The organism is Citrobacter sp. Cb041, from assembly GCF_030336655.1.
Lineage (GTDB): Bacteria > Pseudomonadota > Gammaproteobacteria > Enterobacterales > Enterobacteriaceae > Citrobacter > Citrobacter braakii.
In genome coordinates, this window is sequence record NZ_JAOWDD010000034.1 from 174,659 (window position 1) to 195,353 (window position 20,695).

A 20,695-nucleotide genomic window follows, 5' to 3' on the forward strand; every position below is an offset into this window, starting at 1 on the left:
AATAATATTAACCACACCATTCACGAAAAGAGAATATTATGGATCTGACGCAACTGGAAATGTTCAACGCCGTCGCGGAGACAGGCAGTATTACGCAGGCCGCCGCGAAGGTGCATCGCGTGCCATCCAATCTCACCACCCGTATTCGCCAGCTTGAAGCCGACCTTGGCGTCGATCTGTTTATTCGTGAAAATCAGCGTTTGCGGCTTTCCCCGTCCGGGCACAATTTTTTACGCTACAGCCAGCGGATCCTCGCCCTGGTTGACGAGGCGAGAATGGTCGTCGCCGGCGATGAACCGCAAGGGCTGTTCTCTCTTGGCTCGCTCGAAAGTACTGCCGCTGTGCGGATCCCTGCCACGCTGGCTGAATACAATCAGCGTTACCCCAAAATTCAGTTTGCGCTGGCGACAGGTCCTTCAGGCACGATGCTGGACGGCGTGCTCGACGGGACGCTGAACGCCGCCTTTGTCGACGGCCCAATTACTCATCCAGGTCTTGAAGGAATGCCGGTCTACCGTGAAGAGATGATGATAGTCACTCCGCACGGTCATCCCCCTATCCAGCGGGCCAGCGACGTTAACGGTTGCAGCATTTACGCCTTTCGCGCCAACTGTTCCTATCGTCGCCATTTTGAAAGCTGGTTTCATGCCGATCGCGCAATGCCTGGCACCATTCATGAAATGGAGTCGTATCACGGCATGCTGGCTTGCGTCATTGCCGGTGCGGGTATCGCGCTGATCCCGCGTTCGATGCTGGAGAGCATGCCAGGACACCACCAGGTCAACGCCTGGCCGCTAAGCGAAAACTGGCGCTGGCTGAATACGTGGCTGGTCTGGCGCAGAGGGGCAATGACGAGGCAACTGGAAGCGTTTATTGAGGTATTGAACCCTCAGTTGTCGAAAAGCGCGGAATAATTCGCGATTCTCAAACAACGCCATAAATAGCGTTCCGGGTGAATTCTCACGCCCGGAATTTCATTAATAATGAAACAGTTAAAATTACGCGGAATGTTCGGCAGTCAATTTTGCCACCCAGTCAATGAAATGAGATCTGTATCACGAAATGATTGTATTTTAGCCAGCAAAAGTTTTAAGATCGTGGCCTTACCTTTTCGCAGCTAATCCACCTAATTGATATGACAACAGACACTGTTTCCCGCAAGGTCGCGTGGCTTCGGGTAGTTACGCTTGCCATTGCCGGTTTTATTTTCAATACCACTGAGTTTGTCCCTGTCGGTTTGTTATCCGACATCGCACAAAGTTTTAATATGCAGACCGCTCAGGTCGGGATCATGCTGACGATCTACGCCTGGGTTGTCGCCCTGATGTCGCTGCCTTTCATGCTGCTTACCAGCCAGGTAGAACGCCGCAAACTTCTGATCTGCCTGTTTGTCGTTTTTATCGCCAGCCACGTTCTCTCTTTCCTGGCATGGAATTTTACCGTGCTGGTGATCAGCCGTATTGGTATTGCTTTTGCCCACGCTATTTTCTGGTCGATCACCGCATCGCTGGCGATTCGCCTGGCTCCTGCCGGGAAACGCGCGCAGGCTCTCAGCCTGATTGCGACCGGCACCGCGCTGGCGATGGTGTTGGGCCTGCCTATCGGGCGCATCGTTGGTCAGTATTTTGGCTGGCGTACCACCTTCTTCGCCATCGGTATGGGGGCGTTAGTTACCCTACTTTGCTTGATTAAGCTCCTGCCAAAATTACCCAGTGAGCATTCCGGTTCATTAAAAAGCCTGCCGGTTTTATTCCGCCGTCCGGCATTGATGAGCCTGTATCTGCTGACGGTGATTGTGGTCACCGCGCATTACACGGCCTACAGCTATATCGAACCGTTTGTACAGACCATCGCCGGGCTGAGCGCAAACTTTGCCACCGTGCTGCTGCTGGTTCTGGGTGGCGCAGGTATTGTCGGTAGCGTCATTTTTGGCAAGCTGGGTAACCAACATGCTTCCGTATTGATTAGTAGCGCCATTGCCCTGTTGACGGTGTGTCTGGTGCTGTTACTGCCCGCAGCGGACAGCGAAATGCATCTGGCCGTCCTGAGTATATTCTGGGGCATCGCCATTATGTTGATAGGCCTGGGTATGCAGGTGAAAGTGCTGGCGCTGGCCCCGGATGCCACCGACGTCGCAATGGCCCTTTTCTCTGGTATCTTTAATATCGGGATAGGCGCTGGCGCGCTGGTGGGAAATCAGGTGAGTCTGCACTGGTCAATGTCTACGATTGGTTACGTAGGTGCAGTGCCTGCGATTGTGGCGTTCATATGGTCGGTGATTATCTTCCGTAAATGGCCAGTATCACTGGAAGAGCAGCCTCAGCATTCATAAAAGCGTGCCCGGTAGACAATACCGGGCACGTTGTTTTAAGCGTAAGTTTTAATGATTTCCAGCACGCCGTTAATAATAAACTGCACGCCCATACATACCAGCAGGAAGCCCATCAGTCGGGAGATCGCCTCAATACCGCCTTTGCCGACCAGGCGCATAATTCCGCCAGAACTGCGCAAACAGCCCCACAGGATAACCCCGACCACGGCAAAAATAATCGGCGGTGCGACCATTATCACCCAGTCCGGAAACTCAGCCCCATGACGCACGGTGGACGCCGAGCTGATGATCATTGCAATCGTACCCGGACCCGCGGTGCTTGGCATAGCCAGCGGAACAAATGCAATATTGGCAGTCGGTTCATCTTCCAGTTCTTCTGATTTGCTTCTCGCTTCCGGAGAGTCATGTGCCTTCTGCTGTGGAAACAACATTCGAAAGCCGATAAACGCAACGATTAACCCACCCGCGATACGTAACCCGGGAATCGAAATCCCGAAGGTATTCATCACCAGTTGTCCGGCATAATACGCCACCATCATGATGGCAAACACGTAAACGGACGCCATGAGTGACTGACGGTTACGCTCTGCGCTGTTCATGTTGCCGGCAAGGCCGAGGAACAACGCCACGGTGGTTAACGGGTTTGCCAACGGTAACAGGACTACCAGCCCCAGTCCTATTGCTTTAAACAAGTCCATCATAATGTCATCTTTCCTGTGCGTTAATCGTCAACGGCAAGTATACGGTGAAATCCGGGAGATAAGCCATTTTCGCGGTGTAAGGATTCATTTTTCACCCGCACGTATAAACCATAATTTTCAAACCGTTAAAATTCCACTCGCCAGAAATTGAGTCTGATGATTTAGCAAAACGTGGCATTTGCTGACCCATTCATTTGACTTATATTTGCCTAAGCAATAATATCAGCCGTGACTAACTACTTGCCAGGGCAACCATTGTGAAAAGCACCAGTGATCTGTTCAACGAAATCATCCCACTGGGTCGTTTGATCTACATGGTTAATCAGAAAAAAGATCGTTTGCTAAACGACTATCTGTCACCGCTGGATATCACGGCATCACAGTTCAAGGTGCTCTGCTCCATCCGTTGCGCGGTGTGTATTACCCCTGTCGAATTGAAAAAAGTGCTGTCTGTCGATCTCGGCGCCCTGACGCGGATGCTGGACAGGCTGGCCTGTAAAGGCTGGATAGAAAGGCTTCCGAATCCACATGACAAGCGAGGCGTGCTGGTGAAACTCACCGAGCATGGCGCGGCAATTTGCGAGCAGTGTCATCAATTAGTAGGGCAAGACCTGCACCAGGAACTAACAAAAAACTTAACGGCGGATGAAGTGACCACGCTTGAGCATTTGCTGAAGAAAATCCTGCCGTAAACAGAAAGAGGTATGACGATGTCCAGACGCAATACTGACACAATCACTATTCATAGCATTTTGGACTGGATCGAAAATAACCTTGAATCGCCGCTCTCGCTGGAAAAGGTGTCAGAGCGTTCAGGTTACTCCAAATGGCACCTGCAACGGATGTTTAAAAAAGAAACCGGTCATTCACTGGGTCAATACATCCGTAGCCGTAAAATGACTGAAATAGCGCAAAAATTAAAAGAGAGTAACGAGCCGATCCTTTATCTGGCGGAGCGTTACGGCTTTGAGTCCCAGCAAACGCTGACCCGGACATTCAAAAACTATTTTGATGTTCCGCCGCATAAATACCGTATGACGAATATGCACGGCGAATCACGCTATTTGCTGCCACTCAATCAATGTAATTGCTAATCGCCAGTTAACGACGTAACCGAGGAAATCATGAAACTTCTGTCTTATGCGATGCTGGCCCTGCTGTATGTTGTTTCGGGCCAGAGCATGGCGGAACAGACCACGCAGCCTGCCACACAAAACAGTCGTGACGCGATGATTATGCCGCCTGCGCACGATCGGTCCCCGTTCGATTTTAATCATATGGGTGCAGGCAGCGACAAATCCGACGAATTAGGTGTGCCTTATTACAATATGCGCAACCTGTAATTTTTTTGCCCCGTCACTGCGGGGCTTTTTTTTACCCTCTCGCCTGCGCAGTCTTACGCAACCGAAAGCCAAACACATTAATGTACAATCCTGCCATGATCAGCAGCGCACCGAGCAGTTGTAATCCGGTAAGCGTTTCATCCAGCAGCACGGCCGCGCTCGCCAGTCCAACAACCGGCACCAACAGCGACAACGGCGCGACACGCCAGGTTTCATAACGCCCGAGTAAAGATCCCCAGATGCCATAACCCACAATGGTCGCCACAAACGCCAGATAAACCAGTGACAGAATGGTGGTCATATCTATCGCCACCAGACTTTGGATGATTTGCGTTGGGCCATCGAGAAGTATTGAGGCGAGGAAGAATGGGACAACAGGAATCAACGCACTCCATACCACCAACGACATCACCGCCGGGCGTGACGTATGCTGCATGATTTTTTTATTAAAGATATTACCGCTGGCCCAGCTTAGTGCCGCCGCCAGCGTCAGCATAAAACCGAGCATGCCGACATGCTGTCCGTTCAGACTGGCCTCAATCAGCACCAGCACGCCAAATATGGCCAGCGCAATCCCTACCCGTTGTTTACCTTGCAGACGTTCACCAAAGGCGAATGCCCCCAGAATGATGGTGAAAAACGCCTGAGCCTGTAATACCAGAGAAGCTAACCCGGCAGGCATACCGAATTTGATGGCGCTAAAGAGAAACGCGAACTGCCCAAAACTGATGGTCAGCCCATAGCCGAGCAGCAGTGAAAGCGGAATTTTCGGCCGGGCAACAAAGAAAATCGCCGGAAATGCCACCAGTAAAAAACGCAACCCTGCCAGCATTAACGGTGGCATATTGTGCAGCCCCACTTTGATGACGACAAAGTTCAGCCCCCAAACCACAACGACCAGTAACGCTAATAACCCGTCTTTACGCGACATACCACCGCCCCTGCGAATATTAAATTTTTGTAAACAAATTAAAGTAACGGAAATCGTTGTGCCGTAACAGATCATTAATTCAGGTAGGCCACACAGGGCATTTTCGGACAACTTATTGAGTGTACATCACACTTTTAGCATGCTATTTGTTTCTGATATCTAAAAAAAACATAACAACATGCATTGTCGGGCAGGAAAATGAATATCTCTCTGAGAAGGTCCACTCTCGCGTTACTCGCGTCATCATTGTTATTAACGATTGGGCGTGGCGCCACGCTGCCCTTTATGACGATCTACCTCAGCCGACAGTACAATCTGAGCGTCGACCTGATCGGTTATGCGATGACGGTCGCACTGACCATTGGCGTCGTGTTCAGCCTTGGCTTTGGTATTCTGGCCGACAAGTTTGATAAAAAACGCTATATGCTGCTGGCTATCTGCGGCTTTGCCTCTGGCTTTATTGCTATTCCACTGGTGCATAACGTAGTGGTAGTGGTTTTGCTCTTTGCCCTGATCAACTGCGCCTACTCCGTCTTCGCCACGGTGCTGAAAGCCTGGTTTGCCGATAATCTCTCTGCGACCAACAAGACAAAAATTTTCTCGCTTAACTATACCGTGCTGAACATCGGCTGGACTGTAGGCCCACCGCTGGGCACGCTACTGGTGATGCAAAGCATTAACCTGCCGTTCTGGCTCGCTGCTGCATGTTCAGCACTCCCTCTGGTGTTTATCCAGACCTGGGTAAAACGTTCACCAGCAGCATCAGAAGGTTTGAACGCCGCAGTTTGGTCCCCCTCGGTACTGCTGCGCGACAGAGCATTATTCTGGTTTACGCTGTCAGCATTTTTGGCGTCATTCGTTGGTGGTGCCTTTGCATCCTGTATTTCGCAATACGTTATGGTGGTTGCAGACGGCGATTTTGCCGAGAAAGTGGTAGCAGTCGTCCTGCCTGTTAACGCCGCCATTGTGGTATCACTGCAATATGCCCTCGGGCGCAGGCTCACCGCCACCAATATCCGCCCGCTAATGACTGTAGGCACGCTGTTCTTTGTGGTCGGTCTGGTTGGCTTCACCTTCTCCGGCAACAACCTGGTGTTATGGGGCATTTCTGCGGCCTTTTTCACTATCGGCGAAGTCATTTACGCACCGGGTGAATACATGCTCATCGACAACATCGCGCCTGCAGGAATGAAAGCCAGCTATTTTTCCGCCCAGTCGTTAGGCTGGTTGGGCGCAGCGGTAAACCCATTAGTCAGCGGCGTCATTTTAACCACATTGCCGCCGTGGTCGCTGTTTGTGGCGCTGATGGTGGCGATCGTTCTTGCCTGGGCGCTAATGATAAAAGGCATGCGCGCCAAACCCTGGGGCCAGACGGCGGCCTGCTAATTCTGCTAATGATGATCGCGACAGAGCCAAAGCCGCTCTGTCGCGAATCTCAAATGGCGACCAGCCCTCGAACGCCGTCGGATTCCATATTTTTACCGTCACCGCTTTGAATAATGCTGCCTCGCGACATGAGTAAGTATTTGTCGGCCAGTTGCTGCGCAAAATCATAGAACTGCTCCACCAGCAAAATGGCCATGTCACCCCGGTGCGCCAGTTGAGAAATCACCTGCCCAATTTCTTTAATCACTGACGGCTGGATCCCCTCCGTGGGCTCATCGAGGATCAACAACTGCGGGCGACTGGCCAGCGCTCGTCCAATCGCCAGTTGTTGCTGTTGCCCGCCGGACAAATCTCCGCCCCGCCGATGTTTCATCTCCTGTAGCACCGGAAAGAGCGCATAGATATCATCCGGCACACGTCTGGCCTCCTGTGCTGAAAAACGGGAAAGGCCGAGCAGCAGGTTCTCTTCTACCGTCAGTCGCGGGAAAATATCGCGACCCTGTGGTACATACGCCACACCGGCCCTGACCCGCTGATGCGGCTTCCAGTGAGTGACATTTTTCTCCTGCCAGAGCACACTCCCACTGCGGGCAGGAATAAGCCCCATCAGGCACTTAAGAAGCGTCGTTTTCCCCACGCCGTTACGCCCCAGCAGACATGTCACCTCGCCGATATGCGCCTCAAAGTTCACACCTCGCAGAATATGGCTGCCACCATAATATTGATTCAGTTCTTTCACCTGCAACATCTGTGCTCCTTAACGCCCGAGATAAACTTCAATAACCTGCTCGTTGGCCTGCACTTCGCGCAGACTTCCCTGAGCCAGAACGCGTCCCTGGTGTAAGACCGTGACGCGATCGGCAATGGTTTCGACAAATCCCATATCGTGCTCAACAACCATCAGCGAGTGCTTCCCGGCAAGCTTACGAAACAGCTCCGCAGTGTATTCCGTCTCCGCATCCGTCATGCCCGCCGCGGGTTCATCCAGCAGCAGTAAATGCGGCTCCTGTACCAACAGCATGCCAATTTCGAGAAACTGTTTTTGCCCGTGAGAAAGCAGCCCGGCGCGGCGGGCCCGCTCGTTGCCCAGCCGCAACAGCGCCAGTATTTCATCTGTACGATCCCGTTGTTCGCCGGTGAGGCGTGCCCGTAAAGAGCCCCAGACAGATTTATCGCTTTTCAGCGCCAGCTCCAGATTTTCCTCCACCGTTAACGCTTCAAACACCGTGGGTTTCTGAAACTTCCGCCCAATTCCCTGACGTGCAATAGCGATGGGATCCAGCGTTGTTAAATCGGTCGACTGATCGTATATCGCCCGACCACTTTGCGGCCTGGTTTTGCCGGTAATAACATCCATTAGCGTCGTTTTTCCGGCACCGTTGGGACCAATGATGCAACGCAGCTCCCCAACGCCAATATTGAGCGTGAGATCCGTTAACGCCTGGAAGCCATCGAAGTTAACGTTAATTTTTTCCAACTGGAGCACCGGGTCCGTTTGGTTGCGAAACCGATCGCCTGGCATCTGGCGAGTAAAAAGCCCTTCATCTGGCTGCATTATTTGTCTCCCTTGCGAAACAGACCCATCACACCACGAGGTAAAAACAGCGTAACGCCAATAAAGATCAGGCCAAGAAACAGTTGCCAGTATTCCGGCATAATGACGGTAAACAGGCTTTTAGCGCCGTTCACCAGTACGGCGCCAAATACCGGGCCAATCAGGGTTCCACGCCCGCCGAGGGCAACCCAAATCGCCGCTTCTATCGAGTTGGTCGGCGACATTTCGCTGGGGTTAATGATTCCCACCTGCGGAACATACAACGCCCCCGCCAGGCCGCACAGCACGGCGGAAAGCGTCCACACCAGCAGCTTGAAACCTTTCGGATCGTAACCACAGAACATCAGTCGGTTCTCGGCGTCGCGCACGGCAGTGAGAATTCGACCAAACTTACTGCGGGATAGCGCCAGTCCCAGCCATATTGCCAGCACCAGCAGTATGACCGTCGCCAGAAACAGTGCGATACGGGTTGAGGTCGCGGTTACCGGAAATCCCAAAATGGTGGTAAAACCGGTAAAACCGTTATTTCCCCCAAAGCCGGTTTCGTTGCGGAAAAACAGTAACATTCCGGCGAAAGTCAGGGCCTGAGTCATGATGGAGAAATAGACCCCTTTGATTTTTGAACGGAAGGCAAACCAGCCAAATACCAGCGCCAGCAGGCCCGGCACCAGCACAACCAACAACATCGCCCAGATAAAATGTTGCGTTCCCCACCAAAACCAGGGCAGCTCGGTCCACGACAGAAACGACATAAAGGCCGGTAATCCTTCGCCGGAAGCCTGGCGCATCAGATACATTCCCATCGCATATCCCCCCAGCGCAAAGAAAATACCGTGGCCCAGCGAGAGCATTCCCGCATAGCCCCACACCAGATCCAGCGCCACCGCCACAATGGCATAGCAGAGAATTTTCCCGGCCAGAGTCAATGTCCACACCGATATGGCCAGCGGATGATCCGCAGGTAACAGCGCCAGAAACGGCAGAATAATCAGCGCCAGCAGTAAACCCAGCCCCAGGACGCGTGTCGCGCGTGGCGCTTTACGCGCCAGCGTTAATGTCATTGGCATCGTCATCAGTCAATAACCCTCCCTTTCAACGCGAACAGCCCCTGAGGACGTTTCTGAATAAACAAAATAATCAGCACCAGAATCATAATCTTACCGAGAACCGCTCCCACCTGAGGCTCAAGAATTTTGTTGAAGATCCCAAGCCCAAACGCAGCGGCTACACTCCCCGCGAGTTGTCCCACGCCGCCCAGCACCACCACCAGAAACGAATCAATAATGTAGCTTTGCCCCAGCTCCGGTCCTACGTTGCCTAACTGCGAGAGCGCTACGCCCCCCAGTCCGGCAATCCCTGAACCAAGACCAAAGGCCAGCATATCCACACGTCCGGTAGGTACGCCGCAGCAGGCCGCCATATTGCGATTTTGCGTCACCGCACGTACGCGCAGCCCGAGACGGGTTTTATTCAACAACAGCCAGGTGAAGAACAGCACCAGAATGGCAAAGCCAAGCACCACAATTCGGTTCCACGGCAAAATCAGATTGGCATAAACCTGAATGCCCCCGGAAAGCCAATCCGGATTAGCGACTTCAAGGTTTTGCGCGCCGAAGGACATACGCACCAACTGGATAAGCATCAGACTGATCCCCCACGTTGCCAGCAGGGTTTCGAGCGGGCGCCCGTATAAATGGCGGATCACTCCGCGCTCGAGTAGCATTCCAACCCCAGCGGTAAGCAAAAAGGCGACCGGAAGCGCAATAACCGGATACCAGGCCAACCATTGCGGGAAAAACTGGCCCATCAGCTGTTGCACCATCCAGGTACCGTAAGCGCCGAGCATTAACATCTCACCATGCGCCATATTAATGACGCCAAGTAAGCCGTAGGTTATCGCCAGACCCAATGCCGCCAGCAGCAAAATGGAGCCTAGCGACAATCCCATAAATGCCTGTCCAAGAAGATCGCCAACCTTCATGCGATGCGCGATGGCATTCAGGCTTTCGTCAGCGGCAGCACGAACGCGGGCATCAGGTTCATGTTCAGCATGGGTGAATGGCTGCAGACGCGCCTGGGTTTCAGGATCGTTCGACGCCCCTAGCAGTTCGATTGCCTGACGTCTGATCTCAGGCGAGGTGCTGGTCAGTTGCAGGTTTGCCAGTGCAATAGCCAGTAAGGATTTCACGTCAGCATCCGGCTCCTGGGCCAGTCGTTGCTGCAAAAACGGCAGCATCCCCGGCTGGGCCTCACGCTGTAATGTATGCGCTGCCCCGCCCCTTTGCGTGACACTGTCACTTAAGAGCTGGTGGACGGCCAAGGTTCCGGCAACCAGATTACGCAGGCGGTTAGTCAGGCGGATTTTTTTTAGCTCGCCGTTCGGACCTGCCGCCATTCCTAGCGGTTGTACGTGCGAGCCGTTCATGATAAACGCGTTTTTCGCGTTATCTGTCAGCAGGTTCTCATCACTCAGCGCTTTGAGCACCGGCAAGCGTTGAACGTCGGGTTTTACCGACCATTGTTCAAGTAAGGCGGCCTGCTGAGTCCGGTTGGCGGCAGTAAAGGTATCGGCATCTGCGGCCTGCGCTATCCACGGCAAAAGCCACGTCAGCAACAACACACCACGAATAAAGCGCATGGCTTTCATGAGCATTCTCCAAAGCGTTGCCCTCCCGCAGGAGGGCGTAAGATCAGTTGCTGGCGGTTTTAACGGGCTGTTCAGATTTTTTATCATTACCAGCGATATATGGACTCCACGGCTGGGCGCGAACCGGCGCTTCGGTTTGCCACACCACGTTAAACTGGCCGTTGCCTTCAATCTCGCCAATCATGACGGGTTTATGCAGGTGATGGTTGGTCGCATCCATGGTCAGGGTAAATCCTGATGGTGCCGCGAATGATTGTCCTGCCATAGCCGCCCGGACTTTATCCACATCGGTAGTTCCGGCTTTTTCTACTGCCTGCGCCCACATATGCAGGCCAACATAAGTGGCTTCCATAGGGTCGTTGGTCACCACCGAATCAGCATTCGGCAGCTTATGCGCTTTAGCATACGCCCGGTAATCCGCGACGAACTTCTTGTTGGCCGCATTATCTACAGACTCAAAGTAGTTCCACGCAGCCAGGTTGCCCACCAGCGGTTTAGTATCGATACCGCGCAACTCCTCCTCACCCACAGAGAATGCCACCACCGGAACATCCGTGGCTTTCAGGCCCTGGTTCGCTAACTCTTTATAGAATGGAACGTTAGAATCCCCGTTGATGGTCGATACCACCGCCGTTTTTCCTCCTGCGGCGAATTTTTTAATACTGGCAACAATGGTCTGGTAATCGCTGTGTCCGAATGGGGTATACACCTCTTCGATGTCTTTATCGGCCACGCCTTTCGAATGCAAAAAGGCGCGTAAAATTTTGTTAGTCGTACGCGGATAGACATAGTCCGTACCCAGCAGGTAGAAGCGCTTAGCGCTGCCGCCGTCCTCACTCATCAGATACTCAACCGCCGGGATCGCCTGCTGATTAGGCGCAGCGCCGGTATAGAAGACGTTAGGCGACATCTCCTCACCTTCATATTGCACCGGGTAAAACAGCAGACCGTTCAATTCTTCAAATACCGGTAAAACCGATTTACGCGAAACCGATGTCCAGCAGCCGAAAACCGCCGCTACCTTGTCCTGGCTCAGTAACTGACGTGCTTTTTCAGCAAATAACGGCCAGTTCGAGGCTGGGTCAACCACCACCGGTTCCAGCTTTTTGCCCAACACACCGCCCTGCGCATTGATTTCATTAATAGTCATCAACGCCACATCTTTCAGCGGCGTTTCGGAAATAGCCATGGTGCCGGATAACGAATGCATGATGCCAACCTTAATAGTGTCGGCCGCCTGAACACTAAAACTCATTCCCATTGCGACAACAGAGGCGGAAAGCGCAAAAGCTTTTAAAAATGTACGACGCTGCATAGTTTCACTCCTGAAATTAGTCTTGTTGAAAGCTCCGGTGCAGCCGGGCAGACAAAACGGTGCAAATTAAGGGTATTCAGAAGTGATAAGGCAAAAACGATGCCAGATATTAAAACATCATATAAAATCAATGAATTAGAATTTTAGACACAAAAATCAGTATTAATTTTTGCCGCCAGAAGGATTAATCGCGTGAAACATTGAACCACAATGAGACAACTCTGCATTATAAACGTGCAACAATCTGTGTCTGTAACACACGGTCACAACGGCGCGCCCCGATATAAAAACATGGTTATTTGTTCGCAGACAACCGTGCCTTGTCACTATTATTTATTTTTCCCGACGTAATCACGTCAAAATTTTACTTTTCCGCCGAAATAATCACACAGTTCAGCCTTTGTTTAAGATTGAATTGCTACTATAGTCATAAGCGAGGTGAACTTAAGGTAAGAGAGGAAACTCACAAATAAAGGAGCATTTACTATGCTGGGTAATATGAATATTTTTATGGCTGTTCTGGGAATTATTTTATTTTCCGGTTTCCTGGCCGCGTATTTTAGCCACAGATGGGATGATTGATGAACGGAGATAGTCCTGAACCGACCCGGCCCCTTGCTGCGTAGCTGCACAAGGGGCCATTTTTTTACCTGAATTCCCCCTCCCGGCACCTTTTCCCTGATGTACAGATAAAAAAAACCGCCGGATAAACCAGCGGTAAATGCTTGCATGGATAGATTTGTGTTTTGCTTTTATACGCTACCTGGCAATTCCCTGCGAAGATAACGGATAGTTGGCTAATCTATCATCGACAACCCCAATGAACGTTAAACGAAACGTAACTACTTTCTATAAGACATGTTGGCCGCTCATAAGATTCTTGCAAACCGTACAGTAATCCATGTCATCGCAATGGTTATAAAATGAGCTATTTATTGCTTCATAGTGTATGGTAAGCACCCCATCACAAGGACAATCAATATGTCGATACTCAAAGATATTAAGATGCGTACTTTACGACCAGTGAAAAGTACCTGTCCTCACTGCTGCCGCCAGTCAATGCACAGCCTGTCGAGAATAAAAAACAACATAACGTTAGTCTGCCCCAACTGCGGCAATACCTACCTTCCTTCCCAAAGCAAACCAGTCAAGTAACGTAAGAACAGGAAAACAATGCCGACCTTTCACCAGCAGCACTCCCTACCCGAGCGTCTCTATGAGATGCAAGGCATCAATACCCAACAACGATTCATTTTGCTGAAGAAAAAATCCAGCTAACAACCGGGCACCACGCCCGGTTCAATTTTCTGGCTGACCAGTCTTAAGCGCTCAAGCCACGATGTTCCAGCATGGGTTCCATGCGCGGTTCACGCCCGCTCCACTGGCGATAAAGTTCAGTTAAATCAGTGCTGTTTCCGCGGGACAAAATTGCTTCGCGGAATTTCTGTCCGTTTTCACGGGTTAATCCGCCCTGCTCTACGAACCACTGATAGCCGTCATCGGCCAACATTTGCGTCCACAGATAGGCATAATAACCTGCGGCATAACCGCCACCGAAGATATGGGCAAAATAACTGCTGCGATAACGCGGCGGCACGGCCTTGAGATCCAAACCTTCCGCCGCCAGCGCCTGCTGTTCAAATTGATCGACCGGATGAGATGACTCGCTCAACTCCAGAGAGTGCCAGCGCATATCCAGCAATGCAGCGCTGAGCAGTTCGGTCATGTCGTAACCTTTGTTAAACAGACTGGCCCGCTGCATTTTATCCCGCAATGCCTGCGGCATTTGCTCCCCGGTATCAACATGTCGGGCAAAACGGGCAAAGACCTGAGGATGGCTCGCCCAGTGTTCGTTGATCTGTGAAGGAAACTCGACAAAATCACGCGGAGTGTTGGTTCCAGAAAGCGTGGCATAACGCTGAGTGGCGAACAGACCGTGCAATGTATGTCCAAATTCATGAAATAGCGTAATAACATCATCCCACAGCAGCAATGCAGGCTGATCCTGTGCTGGTTTTTGATAATTACAGACGTTGTAAATAACCGGTCTGGTTTCGTTAAGCAGCGATTGCTCGACAAAATTGCCCATCCAGGCTCCGCCGCTTTTTGATTCCCGGGCAAAGAAATCACCGTAAAATAGCGCCAACCCTACGCCATCATGATCGAATATTTCCCATACCCGAACATCCGGGTGATAAACCGGAATATCGAATCGTTCAACGAATTTGATGCCAAAGAGTTGATTGGCCGTCCAGAAAACGCCCTCGTTCAGCACCGAATCAAGGGCAAAGTAAGGTTTGAGCTGTGCCTCATCAAGGTCATATTTCTCACGACGGACCTGCTCGGCATAAAACGACCAGTCCCAGGCCTCGGCGCTAAACGACTCGTGTTCTTGAAAGATAACGTTCTGGATTTCAGCCTGCTCATCCAACGCCCGCGCCCGCGCGGCTGGAACAATAGATCGCATAAATGTCAGTGCCGCTTCCGGCGTTTTTGCCATCTGGTCGGCAATTTTCCAGGCTGCGTAATTGGCAAAACCAAGCAGTTGCGCCTGCTGCATCCGGATTGCTACCAGTCGCTGAATAATAGCTCGCGTGTCGTTGCCATCATCATTTTCAGCCCGCGTCCATGCGCGGGTGAACAGTTTTTCGCGGGTCTGACGATCGCGTAAAACCGCAAGCGCCGGTTGCTGTGTTGTGTTTAATAGCGGGATAACCCAACGCGCTTCAAGCCCTTTCGCCCTTGCAGCTTCGGCGGCAACGGCAATTTCTTCTGTGCTCAGCCCCTCCAGATGCCGGATATCATCCACCACCATAGCACCTGACGTGTTTGCTGCCAGCAACCGTTGATTGAACTGGCTGGTCAGCGTGGCGGACTCCGTATTGAGCGCTTTAAGTTTGGCTTTATCGGTCTCGTTCAGACGGGCGCCGGCCAGTACAAAACGCTGATACACGACCTCCAGCAGACGTATTGATTCGCTATCCAGACTTAACGTACCACGCCTCTGCCAGACAGCTTCGACACGGGCGAAAAGCGCGCCATTGAGATAAATATCATTGGCAAGGTTCGCCAGCTCTGCGGAAAACTCTTCGTCAAGGCGCTGTAGTTCATCGTTGGTGTGCGCCGCCGTCATCGCGAAGAAAACGCTGGTCACACGCGTGAGCAGCACTCCGCTTTGTTCAAGCGCCAGCAACGTATTAGCAAAATCAGGAACCTGTGAGTTTTGCACAATAGCGTCGATCTCGGCGCGTTTTTGCCGCACGCCTTCATCAAACGCTGGACGATAATGCTGCACGTCGATCTGATCAAACTGCGGCGCCTGATACGGCAATGTGCTGTGGTGTAAAAATGGATTCGTTAACGACATCTTTCACTCCTGAAAACGATTTGTTTACCAGAGTAGACTTCCCGGGAATCGACCGCAATCGCGTTAAGCAGGAATAGCTCTGAACGGAAATGACGTGCTATGGTAGTACTACATAAAAAGCGTTGAGGAACAGTGAGATGATCGTTTTAGTAACCGGAGCAACCGCAGGTTTTGGTGAGTGCATTACGCGTCGTTTTATTGAGAATGGGCATAAAGTTATTGCCACCGGACGCCGCCAGGAGCGCCTGCAGGAACTCAAAGATGAGCTGGGTGACCGCCTCTATACCGCGCAACTGGACGTACGTAATCGTGCATCAATTGAAGAGATGCTGAACGCCTTACCCGCTGAATGGCGCGATATTGATGTTCTGGTCAACAACGCGGGTCTGGCGCTGGGCCTTGAGCCAGCCCACAAGGCCAGCGTTGAAGACTGGGAAAATATGATCGACACCAACAACAAAGGCCTGGTTTATATGACCCGTGCCGTTCTGCCAGGCATGGTTGAGCGCAACCGCGGTCATATTATCAATATCGGTTCTACCGCGGGCAGTTGGCCATACGCTGGTGGGAACGTCTACGGTGCGACCAAAGCGTTTGTTCGCCAGTTTAGCCTGAATTTACGTACTGACTTACACGGCACTGCGATTCGCGTTACCGACATTGAACCTGGTCTGGTTGGCGGTACGGAATTCTCTAACGTACGTTTTAAAGGCGATGACGCTAAAGCTGAAAAAGCCTACGAAAATACCACTGCGCTGACCCCGCAAGATGTTACAGAAGCGGTATGGTGGGTGGCGTCCTTACCCGCTCATGTCAACATTAACACCCTTGAAATGATGCCTGTCACACAGTCTTTTGCCGGACTGAGTATTCATCGGAGCTAATTTCTCTGCCCGGCCTTGCGCCGGGTATAGATAGCCTGAAATAAGTGATAAGATCTCCGGGTTAACTCTCTAAAAAGTAAGAATGAATGACCGTAGAAACGCAGCTCAACCCTACACAACCGGTAAATCAACAGATTTACCGTATTCTTCGTCGTGATATCGTGCACTGTCTGATTGCACCCGGTACGCCGCTGTCGGAGAAAGAGGTTTCCGTACGCTTTAATGTGTCACGCCAGCCGGTACGAGAAGCATTCATCAAACTGGCAGAGAACGGTCTGATTCAGATCCGCCCGCAGCGTGGCAGCTACGTAAACAAAATTTCGCTGTCGCAGGTGCAAAACGGCTGTTTTGTTCGCCAGGCAATTGAATGTGCCGTGGTCCGCCGCGCCGCATCACTGATCACCGATAAACAGTCCTATCAGCTCGAACAAAATCTGCATCAGCAGCGCATTGCGATTGATCGAAAACAAATCAATGATTTCTTCCTGCTTGATGACGAATTTCATCAGAAACTGGCTTTAATCGCCGAGTGCCAGCTCGCCTGGGACACCGTTGAGAATATTAAGGCCACGATTGACCGCGTTCGTTATATGAGCCTGGATCATATCTCTCCGCCTGAAATGCTGCTGCGTCAGCATCACGATATTTTTACCGCACTTGAGAAACATGATGGCGATGCCGTTGAGCGCGCAATGATGCTGCATCTCCAGGAAATTGGTGAGTCCGTTCAGCTAATCCGTCAGGAAAATAGCGACTGGTTCAGCGAAGATTAATATTACGCTCACCTCACACCGAGGTGAGTTTCTCCTGCCTTCCCCTCTCCCGCACATCTGCATAAAAAAAGCTGTGATTTTGATCGAAAACAAAAAAAATCATTAACGAGAAGCGTATTTATATTGCGCCCGTTACGTGGGACTAGAGCCCACGGGCTTTGACGGTAAGTTGGAAAGGAGAAAACACCATGAAAACATACGATCGTAACCGTAACGCAATCACCACTGGCAGCCGCGTCATGATTAGCGACACCGGACTTACAGGCCGCATTACAGCGATAGATACCGATGGCCTGACCGCTGAGCAAATTCGCCGCGGGAAAACAGTGGAAATCGAAGGGTGTGAAGGTAAATATGCCCCCCTCGAACTGATTCGTTTGGGCATGAACTAATTGGTGTGAATGCCAGAAAACAATGCGCCATCTGGCCCGTTTATAGCCAGATGGCGACTTAAATGATGTTCTCGTTACTTCAGTTTTGCAGCATACTTCGCAACGGTTGCCTTCGCCCCTTCAGCCAGTAAAGCAAGATAGGCTTGTGTGACCTGATTCTTGAACAATTCTACCTGCGGCAGTTCACGACCAAAAATAGCATCGATCGCCAGCAGCGCCTGGACACGATCTTCGCCCTCGTTACTGCTATGCACCGCTTTCTGGATCACCGGTAACAGCGGATCGCTGATTTCAATCGCCTGGCCCTGATCATCCACACCGCCGACGTAACGCATCCAGCCAGCTACGCCCAGCGCCAGCAGTTCAAAGTGGCTACCGTGCACAATGTGCCAGCGAATGGAGTCCAGCATACGCTGCGGCAGTTTTTGACTGCCGTCCATCGCGATCTGCCAGGTGCGATGACGCAGTGCCGGGTTGCTGTAGCGCTCAATTAACAGATCGGCATAGTGCGGAAGATCCACTCCTTTCACTTTTAACGTGGGCGCTTGTTCCTGCAACATCAGCGCGCGCGCGGCGAGGCGATAATTTTCATCGCCCATGCAATCGTTAATGTGCTGATATCCCGCCAGATAACCCAGATAAGCAAGGAAAGAGTGGCTGCCGTTGAGCATACGCAGTTTCATCTCTTCAAACGGAATGACATCAGCAACCAGCTCCGCTCCCGCCTTCTCCCATTCAGGGCGACCAGCGACAAACTTATCTTCAATAACCCACTGACGGAACGGTTCACATGCCACGCCTGCCGGGTCGCGTACGCCGGTAATGTGTTCAATTTTGTCCAGCGTATCCTGGGTAACAGCAGGGACAATGCGGTCAACCATTGTCGACGGGAATGTGACATGTTGTTCGATCCACGCAGCCAGTTCCGCATCCACCGCCCGGGCATACGCGGTGACAACATTGCGCATTACATGACCGTTTTCCGGCATGTTGTCGCAGGACATCACGGTAAAGGCGGCTAAACCCGCAGCTTTGCGGCGTGCAAGCGCCTCAACCACAACGCCTGCCGCAGTTTTTGGCTGTTTTGGATTTTGTAGATCGGCAGCAATCATCGGGTTGTCTAACATCAATTGACCGGTCGCCGGAGAATGGCAATACCCTTTCTCGGTAATGGTCAGAGAAACAATCGCAACCTGCGGTTCACTCATCGCAGCCAGTACGCTTTCCAGCCCATCAACCTGCGCATGCAGCGCATTTTTCACCACGCCCACGACTCTTGCAGTCCAAGCATCTGCGGACATTTCTGCAACGGTATACAGGTTATCTTGCTGTTTCAGATCGGCAATCTGCTGCTCGCCGCCAATCAGGTTCACTTCGCAATAGCCCCAGTCACTGCCGTGATCTGCAGCGAGAATGTCAGCGTAAACCCCCTGATGTGCGCGGTGAAATGCGCCAAACCCCAGATGAACAATACGCGGGACCAGTTTTGTACGATCGTAGTCGGGAAGTGCAGCCTGTGCCGTTAAGAGCTTGTTTTGCATGGTATGACCTACTTATCAATGAAATCAGGATTGATTCAGAGTAACGCCTGTATGGTTGTATGTTTTGATTTGCATTAAGCTTTTTATGATTGGTATGACATCACTTAAAGCTGTGTACCATAAAAGGTAAATTTGGCGGCATATTGCCGCCAAAGGATATTAATGTTTCTGCCACTGCTGGTATTCACGTTTAAGCCTTTGCGGTGCAGTTTCCGGCATCATCAGCAAACCAATAACTGAGATGACGCCAAGTACAATCACATAGGTTGCGAGTCCATAATAATGTCCACCAGTTACTTGCAGAATTTTTACTGCTACTAAACCAAGAATCCCACTACCAATTAGCGATCCCAACTGCCAAATTAATGCTATTCCGCTACAGCGAATATGAGTCGGGAAAAGCTCTGGGAAATAAGATGCCTGAGGTGCATAACACATACTATGCCCAACGCTCAGTACCAGGATCATTACTATTTGCGTAAGCCAAAAGCTATCCTGATTGATTGCAAGGAAGAAAGGAATAATCATAACAACCTGGAGCAATGCGCCGATAATATAAACTGGTTTACGCCCAATTTTATCGCATAGCGAGCCCATCATCGGTATTGCAATTATTTCTATAATCACCGCAACAATCATTGTCTCCATCAAGATATTTGCATCGAGATTGTTTGCCTTACCGTATGCAAGGACAATCACTGTAAACATTGCAAATGTGCAAGCCTCAATCAGCTTCGCACATACTCCCTTAACGACAATTCCCGGAAAATCACGGATAACTTCAACTAATGGACGTGATTCTTCTGCTTTTGTCTCCCTAATCTGAGCAAAGACTGGTGATTCATCAATTTTTAAGCGGATAAATAACCCAACAATAACCAGCAACAGACTTAACAGGAACGGTATACGCCACCCGTAATCCATCATTGCCTCTGGAGAAAGTGTGGCATTTAACAACGCAAAGAGTGCTAACGGCAGAAGAAAACCAACTGGGGCACCGATTTGAACCCAACTCGAAAAAAATCCACGATGTTTGGGCTCAGAATATTCAGCAGTCATCAATACTGCACCGGCTTGTTCTCCTCCAACACCAAAGCCCTGTAATACACGAATAAATATAAGTAAAGCTGGAGCCCATACACCTATTTTTTCATATGTAGGTAACAACCCAATACAGAATGTCCCTAAGCCAACGATTAATATAGTAATAACCAGTGCTTTTTTGCGCCCGACCTTATCGCCAATATGCCCAAAGACAATTCCTCCTAATGGTCTAGCCAGGAAACCAACGGCATAGGTTGCAAAAGCAGCCAGCGTACTAATTAACGGATCGTCACTTGGGAAAAATAAATGACCAAAAAAGAGTACGGCTGCTGTCCCATATGCAAAGAAGTCATAGTATTCGGCAGCAGTACCAATTGCGGAGGCTGAAGCCACTCTGCGAATAATGGGTTTATTATCTACGTTATTTTTAATATCGACTGAACTAACCATAAGTTTTACCTTCTGTAGGGTATTGAGTTAATCA

The 20,695-nt window shown here is 51.0% G+C and carries 21 protein-coding genes; 11 read left to right on the forward strand and 10 right to left on the reverse strand.

Annotated features, from left to right (window positions below):
• Window positions 1-38 precede the first annotated feature (38 nt).
• Both ptrR and OGV52_RS08500 read left to right on the forward strand, forming a co-directional pair.
• The gene (ptrR, locus tag OGV52_RS08495; protein ID WP_287108365.1) at window positions 39-914 is read left to right on the forward strand and encodes a putrescine utilization regulator PtrR; all 876 of its coding nucleotides are present in this window, start codon (window positions 39-41) and stop codon (window positions 912-914) included.
• A 221-nt stretch (window positions 915-1,135) separates the two neighbouring features.
• On the forward strand, window positions 1,136-2,332 hold the full coding sequence (locus tag OGV52_RS08500) for a sugar transporter (protein WP_275395600.1): 1,197 nt from the start codon (window positions 1,136-1,138) through the stop codon (window positions 2,330-2,332).
• Between the two features lie 35 nt (window positions 2,333-2,367).
• On the opposite strand, the gene OGV52_RS08505 is transcribed toward OGV52_RS08500, so the two are convergent.
• On the reverse strand, window positions 2,368-3,033 hold the full coding sequence (locus OGV52_RS08505) for a MarC family NAAT transporter (protein WP_016153073.1): 666 nt from the start codon (window positions 3,031-3,033) through the stop codon (window positions 2,368-2,370).
• Between the two features lie 257 nt (window positions 3,034-3,290).
• Between OGV52_RS08505 and marR the strand changes: the two genes are divergently transcribed.
• From marR to marB, 3 genes are read left to right on the forward strand one after another with little or no spacing between them, the layout of a single operon-like run.
• The gene (gene marR / locus OGV52_RS08510) at window positions 3,291-3,725 is read left to right on the forward strand and encodes a multiple antibiotic resistance transcriptional regulator MarR (RefSeq protein ID WP_016156485.1); all 435 of its coding nucleotides are present in this window, start codon (window positions 3,291-3,293) and stop codon (window positions 3,723-3,725) included.
• A gap of 18 nt (window positions 3,726-3,743) precedes the next feature.
• Window positions 3,744-4,127 (forward strand): MDR efflux pump AcrAB transcriptional activator MarA, encoded by a 384-nt coding sequence (marA, locus tag OGV52_RS08515; RefSeq protein WP_003032424.1) that lies wholly within the window; start codon window positions 3,744-3,746, stop codon window positions 4,125-4,127.
• 30 nt (window positions 4,128-4,157) lie between these two features.
• The gene (marB, locus tag OGV52_RS08520; RefSeq protein WP_019076777.1) at window positions 4,158-4,376 is read left to right on the forward strand and encodes a multiple antibiotic resistance protein MarB; all 219 of its coding nucleotides are present in this window, start codon (window positions 4,158-4,160) and stop codon (window positions 4,374-4,376) included.
• 31 nt (window positions 4,377-4,407) lie between these two features.
• Here the strand turns inward: marB and eamA are convergent, their stop codons facing one another.
• Window positions 4,408-5,307 carry an O-acetylserine/cysteine exporter gene (eamA, locus tag OGV52_RS08525; protein ID WP_131350748.1) on the reverse strand — a complete coding sequence of 300 codons (900 nt, stop codon included), beginning with the start codon at window positions 5,305-5,307 and terminating at the stop codon, window positions 4,408-4,410.
• A 198-nt stretch (window positions 5,308-5,505) separates the two neighbouring features.
• Here eamA and ydeE point away from each other — a divergent pair, with 198 nt between their 5' ends.
• A complete protein-coding gene (gene ydeE, locus OGV52_RS08530) occupies window positions 5,506-6,693 on the forward strand; it encodes an efflux MFS transporter YdeE (RefSeq protein ID WP_191221168.1) in 1,188 nt (395 codons plus the stop codon).
• A 49-nt stretch (window positions 6,694-6,742) separates the two neighbouring features.
• Here the strand turns inward: ydeE and urtE are convergent, their stop codons facing one another.
• Genes urtE through urtA form a run of 5 tightly spaced genes read right to left on the reverse strand, consistent with a single transcriptional unit; the run spans window position 6,743 to window position 12,210 of the window.
• Window positions 6,743-7,441, reverse strand: coding sequence for an urea ABC transporter ATP-binding subunit UrtE (gene urtE / locus OGV52_RS08535; protein ID WP_200049617.1), 699 nt, complete (start codon window positions 7,439-7,441; stop codon window positions 6,743-6,745).
• 9 nt (window positions 7,442-7,450) lie between these two features.
• Window positions 7,451-8,248: an urea ABC transporter ATP-binding protein UrtD gene (urtD, locus tag OGV52_RS08540; RefSeq protein ID WP_287108366.1), complete on the reverse strand. Its 798-nt coding sequence runs from the start codon at window positions 8,246-8,248 to the stop codon at window positions 7,451-7,453.
• Window positions 8,248-9,321: an urea ABC transporter permease subunit UrtC gene (gene urtC, locus OGV52_RS08545; protein WP_049281787.1), complete on the reverse strand. Its 1,074-nt coding sequence runs from the start codon at window positions 9,319-9,321 to the stop codon at window positions 8,248-8,250. The genes urtD and urtC overlap by 1 nt, the downstream gene beginning before the upstream one ends.
• Window positions 9,321-10,895: an urea ABC transporter permease subunit UrtB gene (urtB, locus tag OGV52_RS08550; RefSeq protein WP_287108367.1), complete on the reverse strand. Its 1,575-nt coding sequence runs from the start codon at window positions 10,893-10,895 to the stop codon at window positions 9,321-9,323. The genes urtC and urtB overlap by 1 nt, the downstream gene beginning before the upstream one ends.
• 43 nt (window positions 10,896-10,938) lie before the next feature.
• On the reverse strand, window positions 10,939-12,210 hold the full coding sequence (urtA, locus tag OGV52_RS08555; RefSeq protein ID WP_016156478.1) for an urea ABC transporter substrate-binding protein: 1,272 nt from the start codon (window positions 12,208-12,210) through the stop codon (window positions 10,939-10,941).
• A 486-nt stretch (window positions 12,211-12,696) separates the two neighbouring features.
• On the opposite strand from urtA, the gene mgtS reads away from it, so the two are divergent.
• Both mgtS and OGV52_RS23435 read left to right on the forward strand, forming a co-directional pair.
• The gene (gene mgtS, locus OGV52_RS08560; RefSeq protein WP_003032406.1) at window positions 12,697-12,792 is read left to right on the forward strand and encodes a protein MgtS; all 96 of its coding nucleotides are present in this window, start codon (window positions 12,697-12,699) and stop codon (window positions 12,790-12,792) included.
• Window positions 12,793-13,191: 399 nt separating this feature from the next.
• The gene (locus tag OGV52_RS23435) at window positions 13,192-13,365 is read left to right on the forward strand and encodes a YnfU family zinc-binding protein (protein WP_213083734.1); all 174 of its coding nucleotides are present in this window, start codon (window positions 13,192-13,194) and stop codon (window positions 13,363-13,365) included.
• 166 nt (window positions 13,366-13,531) lie between these two features.
• Here the strand turns inward: OGV52_RS23435 and dcp are convergent, their stop codons facing one another.
• Entirely contained in the window at window positions 13,532-15,577 is a 2,046-nt protein-coding gene (dcp, locus tag OGV52_RS08565) for a peptidyl-dipeptidase Dcp (protein WP_181632523.1), read from the reverse strand.
• A 137-nt stretch (window positions 15,578-15,714) separates the two neighbouring features.
• On the opposite strand from dcp, the gene ydfG reads away from it, so the two are divergent.
• The 3 genes from ydfG (at window position 15,715) to ydfZ (ending at window position 17,626) form a co-directional block, all read left to right on the forward strand.
• Window positions 15,715-16,461: a bifunctional NADP-dependent 3-hydroxy acid dehydrogenase/3-hydroxypropionate dehydrogenase YdfG gene (gene ydfG / locus OGV52_RS08570; RefSeq protein WP_016153061.1), complete on the forward strand. Its 747-nt coding sequence runs from the start codon at window positions 15,715-15,717 to the stop codon at window positions 16,459-16,461.
• An 86-nt stretch (window positions 16,462-16,547) separates the two neighbouring features.
• Window positions 16,548-17,234 carry a GntR family transcriptional regulator gene (locus OGV52_RS08575; protein ID WP_287108368.1) on the forward strand — a complete coding sequence of 229 codons (687 nt, stop codon included), beginning with the start codon at window positions 16,548-16,550 and terminating at the stop codon, window positions 17,232-17,234.
• 188 nt (window positions 17,235-17,422) lie between these two features.
• Window positions 17,423-17,626 carry a putative selenium delivery protein YdfZ gene (gene ydfZ, locus OGV52_RS08580; protein WP_003032393.1) on the forward strand — a complete coding sequence of 68 codons (204 nt, stop codon included), beginning with the start codon at window positions 17,423-17,425 and terminating at the stop codon, window positions 17,624-17,626.
• Window positions 17,627-17,700: 74 nt separating this feature from the next.
• Here ydfZ and OGV52_RS08585 read toward each other — a convergent pair whose 3' ends face one another.
• Window positions 17,701-19,167 (reverse strand): mannitol dehydrogenase family protein, encoded by a 1,467-nt coding sequence (locus OGV52_RS08585; protein ID WP_287108369.1) that lies wholly within the window; start codon window positions 19,165-19,167, stop codon window positions 17,701-17,703.
• Between the two features lie 159 nt (window positions 19,168-19,326).
• Window positions 19,327-20,661 carry an MFS transporter gene (locus OGV52_RS08590; protein ID WP_049041486.1) on the reverse strand — a complete coding sequence of 445 codons (1,335 nt, stop codon included), beginning with the start codon at window positions 20,659-20,661 and terminating at the stop codon, window positions 19,327-19,329.
• Window positions 20,662-20,695: the final 34 nt, after the last annotated feature.

Excerpts from the sequence above, each read along its gene's own strand:
- ptrR (WP_287108365.1), top strand. The coding sequence starts at position 39 with ATGGATCTGACGCAACTGGAAATGTTCAACGCCGTCGCGGAGACAGGC.
- OGV52_RS08500 (WP_275395600.1), top strand. The coding sequence starts at position 1,136 with ATGACAACAGACACTGTTTCCCGCAAGGTCGCGTGGCTTCGGGTAGTT.
- OGV52_RS08505 (WP_016153073.1), bottom strand. The coding sequence starts at position 3,033 with ATGATGGACTTGTTTAAAGCAATAGGACTGGGGCTGGTAGTCCTGTTA.
- marA (WP_003032424.1), top strand. The coding sequence starts at position 3,744 with ATGTCCAGACGCAATACTGACACAATCACTATTCATAGCATTTTGGAC.
- marB (WP_019076777.1), top strand. The coding sequence starts at position 4,158 with ATGAAACTTCTGTCTTATGCGATGCTGGCCCTGCTGTATGTTGTTTCG.
- eamA (WP_131350748.1), bottom strand. The coding sequence starts at position 5,307 with ATGTCGCGTAAAGACGGGTTATTAGCGTTACTGGTCGTTGTGGTTTGG.
- ydeE (WP_191221168.1), top strand. The coding sequence starts at position 5,506 with ATGAATATCTCTCTGAGAAGGTCCACTCTCGCGTTACTCGCGTCATCA.
- urtE (WP_200049617.1), bottom strand. The coding sequence starts at position 7,441 with ATGTTGCAGGTGAAAGAACTGAATCAATATTATGGTGGCAGCCATATT.
- urtD (WP_287108366.1), bottom strand. The coding sequence starts at position 8,248 with ATGCAGCCAGATGAAGGGCTTTTTACTCGCCAGATGCCAGGCGATCGG.
- urtC (WP_049281787.1), bottom strand. The coding sequence starts at position 9,321 with ATGACGATGCCAATGACATTAACGCTGGCGCGTAAAGCGCCACGCGCG.
- urtB (WP_287108367.1), bottom strand. The coding sequence starts at position 10,895 with ATGAAAGCCATGCGCTTTATTCGTGGTGTGTTGTTGCTGACGTGGCTT.
- urtA (WP_016156478.1), bottom strand. The coding sequence starts at position 12,210 with ATGCAGCGTCGTACATTTTTAAAAGCTTTTGCGCTTTCCGCCTCTGTT.
- mgtS (WP_003032406.1), top strand. The coding sequence starts at position 12,697 with ATGCTGGGTAATATGAATATTTTTATGGCTGTTCTGGGAATTATTTTA.
- OGV52_RS23435 (WP_213083734.1), top strand. The coding sequence starts at position 13,192 with ATGTCGATACTCAAAGATATTAAGATGCGTACTTTACGACCAGTGAAA.
- dcp (WP_181632523.1), bottom strand. The coding sequence starts at position 15,577 with ATGTCGTTAACGAATCCATTTTTACACCACAGCACATTGCCGTATCAG.
- ydfG (WP_016153061.1), top strand. The coding sequence starts at position 15,715 with ATGATCGTTTTAGTAACCGGAGCAACCGCAGGTTTTGGTGAGTGCATT.
- OGV52_RS08575 (WP_287108368.1), top strand. The coding sequence starts at position 16,548 with ATGACCGTAGAAACGCAGCTCAACCCTACACAACCGGTAAATCAACAG.
- ydfZ (WP_003032393.1), top strand. The coding sequence starts at position 17,423 with ATGAAAACATACGATCGTAACCGTAACGCAATCACCACTGGCAGCCGC.
- OGV52_RS08585 (WP_287108369.1), bottom strand. The coding sequence starts at position 19,167 with ATGCAAAACAAGCTCTTAACGGCACAGGCTGCACTTCCCGACTACGAT.
- OGV52_RS08590 (WP_049041486.1), bottom strand. The coding sequence starts at position 20,661 with ATGGTTAGTTCAGTCGATATTAAAAATAACGTAGATAATAAACCCATT.